Below are 8,496 nucleotides of genomic sequence, written 5' to 3'. Positions count from 1 at the left end.
ACCACCGTGGTATCGCTCGTCATGGCGTATCGCTCCTTCGGGAGGTCCTGGCAGGCTCGTCACCCGCCTCGATACGCCGCCTCTCTCAGCCCGCCATCACCCAGTTTCGGCCATAGCTCCCGAGCCAAGGGCCGCGCGCAGCTCCTCTCCGCGTTCGAACTCGTCGGCTTCCGGCAGGCGCCCGAGTTCCAGCGCCGTTGACCAAAAGCTGTCGAGTAGCTCCTGGTGGCGCGAATATGCCGACGCCGAACCTGTCCTTGCTTCAGCAGGCGGTAGCACCAGCTCGAAGCGATCGTCGGTCGCCTGGGCGGCACAACGCTGCCGCCGCGCGAGGAAGCTCTGCTCCTCCTCGTCGGAGCGGAAAACGAAGACGAGCCCGGCGCCGACTGTCACGGGCTCGCGGCCGAGGACCTGTTCCACGTAGGCCCGAAGCGCCGTCTGGCTGAAGTACTTCTGGAAGGTGCGGCGGGTTGTTATGACGCCGTCAGCGTAATCGGCGCCGTCGCCCTTGCCCGTGGGCATGACCGCCACAGACAGCACGCGTTCCGCCAACCCGTAAGCCGTGCGAAGCGCCTCCGAACGCTCCGCGGGATCTTCGATCACGTTGAGCACGAAGCCGAGGTTGACGACCTCAGCTGGCTCCCGAGGACATCCAGGCGCGTAGTGTGGGTCCCACCCCGTTGCGCGCACTCCAGCCGCGCAGAGCGCAAGAACATCGTCCCCACGCCCGCAGCCGTAGTCCAGCACTGTTCGCGAGCCGTCGAGGTAACCCCACTGCGCGAGGGCACGCATCGGAGTGGAGAGGCGGCTCCGAGATAGGGCTGTACGGTGTCGGGCAATGCTCAGGGCGTCGGAGCCATGGTCAGCGGCGGTACCGTCCGGGCTCACCACAACCTGATGGTTCTCGACCTTCAGACCTAGCGATGCGAGCGCGCGGCTCCAACCGAGCCGTTGCCCAATGGTGTGGAGAGGCTGTTCGAAGGCGCCGTAGTCCACGAGTGCCCTCGTGAGGCTCGCGAAACGGGCGCGTTCCGGGTGTTGCGCCGGCAGCAGCAGCTCCTTGCGGTGCAGGATCGGGGGATTATCGCGGTTCGAAAAGTCGACGCATGAGACGCGTCCTGCCTCAAGATCAACGAGCCAGGACGCGCCTAGGGCAGGGAAGGGCTCCGCGAAGAACCCTGGATAATCGAGAAGGCCAATCTGGGGGCGCCTCAGCGCGATCCTCACCACGCTGAAGCGGCCGTCCGCATCGCGCGCGAGCGCTGCTGCGGCTATGACTAGGTCGCGAACCGCCGCGGACTGCTCTTCTAAGAGCGATACGTGCATGTAGACGGTGTCCGCAACGCGCTTGCCGCCGTCGAGCAAGCGTGTCGCAGCAGAGTAACAGGCACGGGTATCGGTCGCAGCCCTATTCTGCACGGCACTTGCGCTCACATTCTTCTCCCGTTGCGGCGGGACCGTGGGCGGTCTGCTTAGGCTGCCTCCAATGTAGGCGCGCGTACAGCCCCGCGACCCGCGCAGCCGCCTCCTCCTCCACATCGGATACCAGCGTGGCACGGGCGGGCTCAAAGCGTACGACCGCCCGCGCATCGTCACCGGATAGCCCCATCGCGAGCACCGCGTGTAAGGGCGACGGCGTGCCGTTCGAACACCCCGCGTCGGTCACCATGGCGAGACAAGGCAGCAGGGAGCCCACCAGTCCGTGGGCGTTGATGCCGGCGAACAGGACAGAGGGGTTGCCGGGGTCGCTTACCGGCACCCTGGGATGATGTTGCAGAGGCTCGCGCCGTTGCCGAGTAGCTTGGTGCCTGCCCCTTAACGCCACGCAACCACGCGGCGTGCAGCCGCTTCACCACGCTTCTTTGCCAATGCCTCGCCTGTTTTCAGTACCGCAAGATTTGCCCCCGAGCCAAGAATACGGCGAACGGCTGCCTCCTTGGCGTTGGTACCAAAGCAGACGAGCAGTCCCATCTCAGATAGGAAGTCGTCGTCTTCGCCCTCGAAATCGTCAGGGCGTTGTGAGATGAGCGTCACTGCGCCGCCCTTTGACCGCCCCTGCCGAATAAGGTTCGACAGGCCGGGTAGCCGTGCACCGAGGATCTTATGCGCCTCATCGATGACGCAGAGAACGCGAAGCGCACGGTTACCCAGTTCGTCAGTCGGAGCATCGGCCTGGGCGTTGAGGTGGCGGTCCAGCGCGTCCGTCAGCAGCGTCACTATGCTTACTCGGAAGAGGTCGGGCACATCTGCGCGAAGCGTGATTACCCATGATCTCTTGAAGAACTCCGTCGGTGAGAGCGTGGGATCGAAGAGCGGAAGGCGGCACAAGTCAACAAGGGCATTAACTGCCCCGTCTTCACGTGCGTTCTGGGCAGCATAGACTTGCTGCAAGGCGTCGCGAACGTCCTTCAAGCGGCATGGAGTGTGGCTGCGAAGCGCCTGCTCCAAGGCGTCCCCGAGCCTACGCTTCTGGTTATCGCCAAAGCGTGTCTCCTTGAGATTGGAGAGGCTGTCGCGCAAGCGTTGCGCTGCCTTGACGATTTCATTTGGGGACCGGTCGACGAGTGCGAAAACATCAAGCGGTATCGGTGTATCGGGTGGCGTGAGCACCGTCGCGTCAAAGGCCTCGTGTAGCCGATTCCGAGAGTCAGACATATCGCCTTTGAAGTCGAACGCGATGATCGGCACGCGGCTGCGCTCGCGGATGTTCCGCAGCATAAAGGTGGCAGTGCGAGTCTTTCCGCTGCCCACACCACCCATGAACGCGGCGTGTGGACTACCACCGGGGGCATTCAATGCCCACGAAATCAAGTCGCCGCTAACCGCATCCTGCGCCACTTCACCAAGCGGAATGTCCAACGCTGCAACAGCACCGCCGTCGAAACCCGAAGCTCCTGTACCTAGGCCATTTGCTTCATTGCTTCCTTTAGGCAGAGCGGTTTCTGCAAGTAGCCGCCAGACTTCATCGCTATCGCCATTGGCCTCTTCCAACAGGCTCGCGAGCATCGCGGCCCCCCGTGCCCAATGAGCGCGCACCCAACCTTGGAGTTCAGGGACATCCTTAGGTGCACGCCCTGCGTGTTGGGCCAGCAAAGAAACCCAGACAGCGGCATCCGTGCCGGTACCAAAAAGGTTCTGGCCACGGATTACCATGCCGGCATCGCCGGCTGCAACCGGAGGCGTCTCCGGCACCGACAGCGAGCGCGCGATTGCAAGTCGCGCCGGTATGTTGTGGTTGCCGAAGCCGAGGATGTCCTTCAGCTGCCGCAAGCGGCTATCGGCTTCTTCTGTGCTGCGGAACTGCGCCGGAGCAATCTGGTCCGGCTGGAGAGGCGCGGGTTCGGCCAACGACATGATCAAACTTCCTGCCCGACGAAGTATCCCGGCACCAACGAAGACAATCCGAAGCCGCCGTCCGAACGGTGCTCAATGCGGTATGCCTTCGCCACGCGTTTGCGGATCGCTGCCAGGTACGAGCCAACAACCTCCGTGTCGGTTGATATCAGAATCACCTGTCCGGGCCGCTGAGCGATAAAGCGAAGCACGTTGAGCCGATGCTCCTCATCGAGCCTTCCAAGCGGCGTGTCGATCACCAATGGGAATGTCCGCTGCGACACGAACGCCACCGAAGCAAAAAGCGCCTGCGTGAATACCTGCTTTTCCCCAGCAGAAAGGTCGAGTTCCCGAAGATTCTGTCGGGCCTCGCCAAGCAGCTTAACTTCCCCCTGCTGCGTAATTTCCACTTGCCGGAACTGATCCTTCTTGTGCGCCATCTCGCCGATGGCGCGCGTCATCTCGTCGGCAACTTCTCGTGTTTGGAGCGGAAGCGCCTCCGAAATCACGCTTTCAAGCATATCAGCAACGTCTACCGCACGCCGTGCGAGACGAGCCGGCCGTTGTGACTGATCAAGTTGTTCTGATTGTCGCTTCAGGTCAGCCCGCTTCTGGCCCAGTTCGGGTGTACGGGAAGAGATGAAGGCGCGCTTCTCCCCGCCCTCACGACTGAGGCCCGACACCAAACTATTCAAATGGGCAATCCGATTGCGCTTCTCGTCGAGTTGTGGCGCTGTGACCTGGCGGTTCTCCATGGCTGCATTGATCGCGCGCAACTCGGCCGCAGCGTGCGTCATTTCTTGGAGCAGGTTGGCAACGGCTTCCGAATTTGCTGTGCGCGCGCGTTCAAGGCGTTCGCGAACGGCCTCGCGGAGGCGCCCAGTGACGTGGCCATGATGAAAGGCGTCGGCGGCGTCATTCGGAGGAGGTTGCCACAGCCGCTCAAGGCCGCGCCGCACGGCTTGCTTCACACCATCGTCCTGCACCGGCAGAAGCGGCGGCGCGACTGCCGCCAGCTCCTCAGCGATGGATGCCAATACGCCTTCCGCTCGCTCCTTCGTTTCCGCTACCGCGGCGAGCCACTGTTCGCGTCGCCGCTCGGCTTCTAGGCGTCGCTCCACGCGCTCCCGCAAACTGTCGCCAGCCATCGCGAACGGAAGATCGGATTCGGCGAGCTCAAATAGGCGCTCGCTGGCTCGGCGCCGGCGCGTCTCTTCGACGCTGCGTCGCGTTTGCAGTTCTTGCAAGTCAGCCTGTGTACCCGGACCGTAACCAGCCAGCTCAAGCGTAAGTGCCTCGCGCTCCGCCTCCGCATCGGCGAGCTGTGGAGCAATCTCCTCGAGTCGCGCAGCAGCGTCGCTTATTTCCTTTTCCAGCGTGTCGCACTCCTGCTGGAGCTGGAGGATGCGTTCGCCAGTTACACCCCTTGCCACCTGGCTGCGGCGTGCATTGGCGTAATTTCGTAGGGCCTCGGAAAGCCGGCGCAGCCAGACGAGCCCCAACAGCCCCTCGATCCCGTCTCGCACCTGTTGGCCCATGTCGCGTTCGGCGTATGCTGACGCAGCTTCGCCATCGAATAGGAAGAATGCGGCGAGATTGGAGGGCAGGAACTCCCGAGCAATCCAATCTCGATACCAGCCATCAAAGTCCGCTTCGGAACGCGGTGGCTCCACGGGCTTCCGTTCGATGCCCTTGAGGATTCGGATGTCCTCCGCGTTGTTACGAAGCTCGCCTTTGTCGTTGAAGTGCCACGTTCGGGTTATCGTAATCGGCGTACCTGCGTCGTCTTCGAAGCCAAGTTCGATACGACAATCATAGAGGCCGTTGCGCAGCGCCTTTCGGTTTAGCGCCCGTCCCATGAACTCGCGAAAGTTCATGGCCCTGCGGTCTTCATCAGCTGCCGCGCCGGCGCGGAGGATCAGGCGAATACCGTCTCGCCCGTAAAGGCCAAGCGCCAAGGCCTCGAACAATGTCGTCTTGCCAAAGCCGTTCTTCCCGCCAATCAGGACGACGTTCTTGCCTTGCGCCGGGGCGGGGATGTCAACGCGTGCAGTTTCGTATGCCTTGAAGTTGCGGAGGCTGACGCTTCGCAGATGCATCAGCCCTACTCCTCCGCCTGGCCCGAGGATTCCTCGGCGGGCGTATCGAGGATGTCATCGAATGCCTGCCACAGTCCCGCACGCTTGGCCATCGAGTCCTTCTCGATCACCTCTTCGACCAGCTGTCGAAGGTCAGCAATCGGAAGGCCCATTCGGCGACAATGCCTGCGCAAAAGCGTCTGTCCCTCCTTCGAGGCGAACAGCGTGACGTACTCTCTTGCCAATTTTCCCCCCGTACCGGACTAGCTGCCCGGACCAGCTTCCGCTTCCCACGCAGCTGCCTGCGCCGCATCTTCCGCCCAGATGCGCCTGACGCGCGCGACCTCATCATCGCTTATCACTGTTTGGCCGGTGCAAGTCTGTAACTCGAGAACGCGCTCAAGAATCTCCCGCCGCGTCTCGAAGGTAAACGGCCCGGGCACGAAGACGCCCTCCTTCGTCACCAGGAAGCGCCCGTCGCGGCGGCGCGCCATACGTCGGTTCGGGTCATTGCGGATCGACGCAAGCCAATCGCGGAAGCCGATGAGAGGAGCGAACTCTGCGAAGCCAGCTTCAACGAACCCAGTGAGGCTACGATCCTTCTCGACCACTGTGCACGTCCAGCAGCCGAAGCGTGAAGACGTGGTGCCGCATGATGGTGCATCATCCTGTGAAGTGACCACGGGGCATTCGCCGCCGCCGGCATCTCGGTACAGCTGAATCAGCGCCCGATGCGTGCCGCCCCAGGGCGGCGATACCGTGCCGAGAAATTCCCACACATCGTCCGTGGTGAGTTCGACGATAGGGCGGAACACCTTGCAACCCTTTAGGTCATTGTGGTCATTGAGACGCGTGCCGTTATCGTATCGGGCCACGCTCCCAGCGCGAGTTGCGCTCTCGTCGCGGCGCACCCCGAGAAGTAGGATCACTTCGCCAGAGGCCGCCGCCTGTTGCCGGATATAGCGACTAGTCGGCTGGATTTTCATTCGGTCCGTGCACCACCGAAAGGACCTGTTGGGCGATGGGTACCCTCTACCGATCAAATTAACCCAAAAAGTTGCATCGGGATCAGGGCGTGTCGTGACAACGGAAATCGGAAGGCGCCATGCCCGTGCGGCCGCCTCCATCTCCGCCTGGACTGTCGCGATATGCGCCACCACGAGCGGGCTCTCGACGAGAGTGTCATTCGACACAATGTGCACCGGGCGGCGTCGATCAGCCGGGGCAAGCGATAGAAGCATCTCAAAGACGAGGTGAGCCACAAGGGTGCTGTCCTTGCCGCCCGAGAATCCGACAATCCACGGAAAACTGTGATCTTCCAAGTATTCATTGCGAAGTTCAGCGCGAATGCTAGAGATCACGCGATCCAAATCAGGGTCAAGAGCATCGGGCGGGGCGAACGAATCGAGCATGCCGCTATAATGCGCGAGGCCAGCACTGAGCCGCAAGAGATGAGCATGCCCTGAACCTGGGCGACCGGAAGCACGGAGGGCCGCGGTGGCGATGGAAAGTCCGGCGTCCGCCGTGGTGTCAGGCTTGGGTGGCGTCGGCTCGGCATCGGGCAAGTCCTCCGCGGGAGGGAGCCCGGCCGACTCCACCACGCTCTGGACCGGGGAAAGCGCGCGTCCCGCCGCTGGCGACACCGGGTGGGACCGGCTCAAAAGGCATCAAGGCAACGAAGCGCACGGTGTTGATTGCATTCGGATCTTGCACTGGATGAGGAACGCGCTGGCCCACGTCCCCCCTCCGTCAGGCAAGTTGTCCGGCGCTCGAGATGAACTGTCATTTTCAAAGGGCCGGGACGCAGGGACGAGTTGGCCTGCTCGAGGGAGCGCCGTGCCGCGGTTCTGAAGAAGCTCGAGCCGCTGCATGCGCTCGCCTTGCGGCAGCTGACGAAGGAGGAGGGGATCGCCGAGACGACGCTGCACAGCTCGCGCCGGGATGCCCGCTGCAAGGGGCGGCTCCTGCCCACAGCGGCACCTGGCACGCAAAGAGAAGGCGCTCGCCGAGGCGGCGGCGCTGCTGGCGCCACAAAAAAAGCCGCGGCGATCTGGGGGGGGGGGCGGCGAGGACGCATGACCGGCATACCAGATTGCCAGCACGCCATGGCGCTGATCGAGAGCGCACGGCGGCCGGCGCGCGTCGCGCCAAGGCCTGCGCTGAAATCCGGTGCGACGAGCATACCTGTCCGCGTTGGCGAACGGGGGGACGGCACGCCAGAGGACCGCGGCCCAACGGCGCCCCGGCCGGCTCCGAGCCAACAAGCTGGCGGAGGCGGAGCGCCAGGGCAGATGCCTGCAACAACCAGGCGCTCGGGAGCCTACCGCCCAGCCAGATCGGGACCCACCTGGCCGATGGGGGGCGCTATCTCGCCTCGGAGGCCGGCTTCTACCGCATCCTGCGCGTCGCAGGGCAATAGCACCACCGTGGCAGAGCCAAGCCGCCGGAGCGTCGCCCACCGCCGACCAGCCACCGCGCAAAGCGCGGTGGCTGGTCGGCATCGGACAACTCCTTTGACAATCACCGTTATCAACGGCGAGGTTAGAAGCTAAGACGCGCAGGATTCTAGCGTCGCAATGAGAAGCGCCTGAAAGGGGGAAGCGTGACTGAGGCTAGTCAGCAATCGAGCGATCTGGACGACTTCGCGTATTTGCGACGTGAGCTAGCGCGTCGCACAAAGGAGCCTTTAGGCCAGTTCGCGTTCCTAATGTATTTTCTAGTAGGGACGACGATATTCGGCGCACTCGGCACGTGGGTCGAGGTGGGAAAGATTATTGCCTCGGATCCTTCATCAAATCTAGACACTCTGACGACGTCCGTTCTGACATTCTTCCCTGCCCTTATTGGCTCCACTGCTCTACAACTCGTATTGATATCATTCAGGAATAGAGACTTAATTTTGTTGTCGTTTGCGATTCTGATGATGGCATTGCTGTTCGTGCTCGCGATCTTCTTGTCGATCCTAGCAGGCTGCTGAAAAGCGCGCAGGATCGGCGGGTGCGGTAGGCTCCGGCGGACCTTCCATGCGCCCGCTGCCGCGTGGCGGCTGCCAGAAACACGTTTCCGGCGCCAGCGGCGCTCCCTT

Annotated in this window: 4 protein-coding genes; all 4 read right to left on the bottom strand. The window is 62.7% G+C overall.

The genetic code is table 11. From position 1 onward, the window contains the following. Positions 1–96 precede the first annotated feature (96 nt). The 4 genes from LHA35_RS27145 to dndC all read right to left on the bottom strand — a co-directional run bounded on the left by LHA35_RS27145 (position 97) and on the right by dndC (position 6,823). The gene (locus LHA35_RS27145) at positions 97–1,365 is read right to left on the bottom strand and encodes a DNA phosphorothioation-associated putative methyltransferase (protein WP_226614269.1); all 1,269 of its coding nucleotides are present in this window, start codon (positions 1,363–1,365) and stop codon (positions 97–99) included. 450 nt (positions 1,366–1,815) lie between these two features. Beyond that, complete coding sequence (locus LHA35_RS27140) at positions 1,816–3,354, bottom strand: DndE family protein (RefSeq protein ID WP_226614268.1); 1,539 nt, start codon at positions 3,352–3,354, stop codon at positions 1,816–1,818. A gap of 2 nt (positions 3,355–3,356) precedes the next feature. Beyond that, entirely contained in the window at positions 3,357–5,432 is a 2,076-nt protein-coding gene (gene dndD / locus LHA35_RS27135) for a DNA sulfur modification protein DndD (protein ID WP_226614267.1), read from the bottom strand. Positions 5,433–5,674: 242 nt separating this feature from the next. Then, a complete protein-coding gene (gene dndC / locus LHA35_RS27130) occupies positions 5,675–6,823 on the bottom strand; it encodes a DNA phosphorothioation system sulfurtransferase DndC (protein WP_226614266.1) in 1,149 nt (382 codons plus the stop codon). Positions 6,824–8,496: the final 1,673 nt, after the last annotated feature.

Origin of the sequence: Roseicella aerolata, assembly GCF_020523605.1 — a bacterium.
GTDB classification, from domain to species: domain Bacteria; phylum Pseudomonadota; class Alphaproteobacteria; order Acetobacterales; family Acetobacteraceae; genus Paracraurococcus; species Paracraurococcus aerolatus.
The sequence above is the reverse complement of the archived record's forward strand: the minus strand, read 5'-3'. Positions and strand labels throughout refer to the sequence as shown.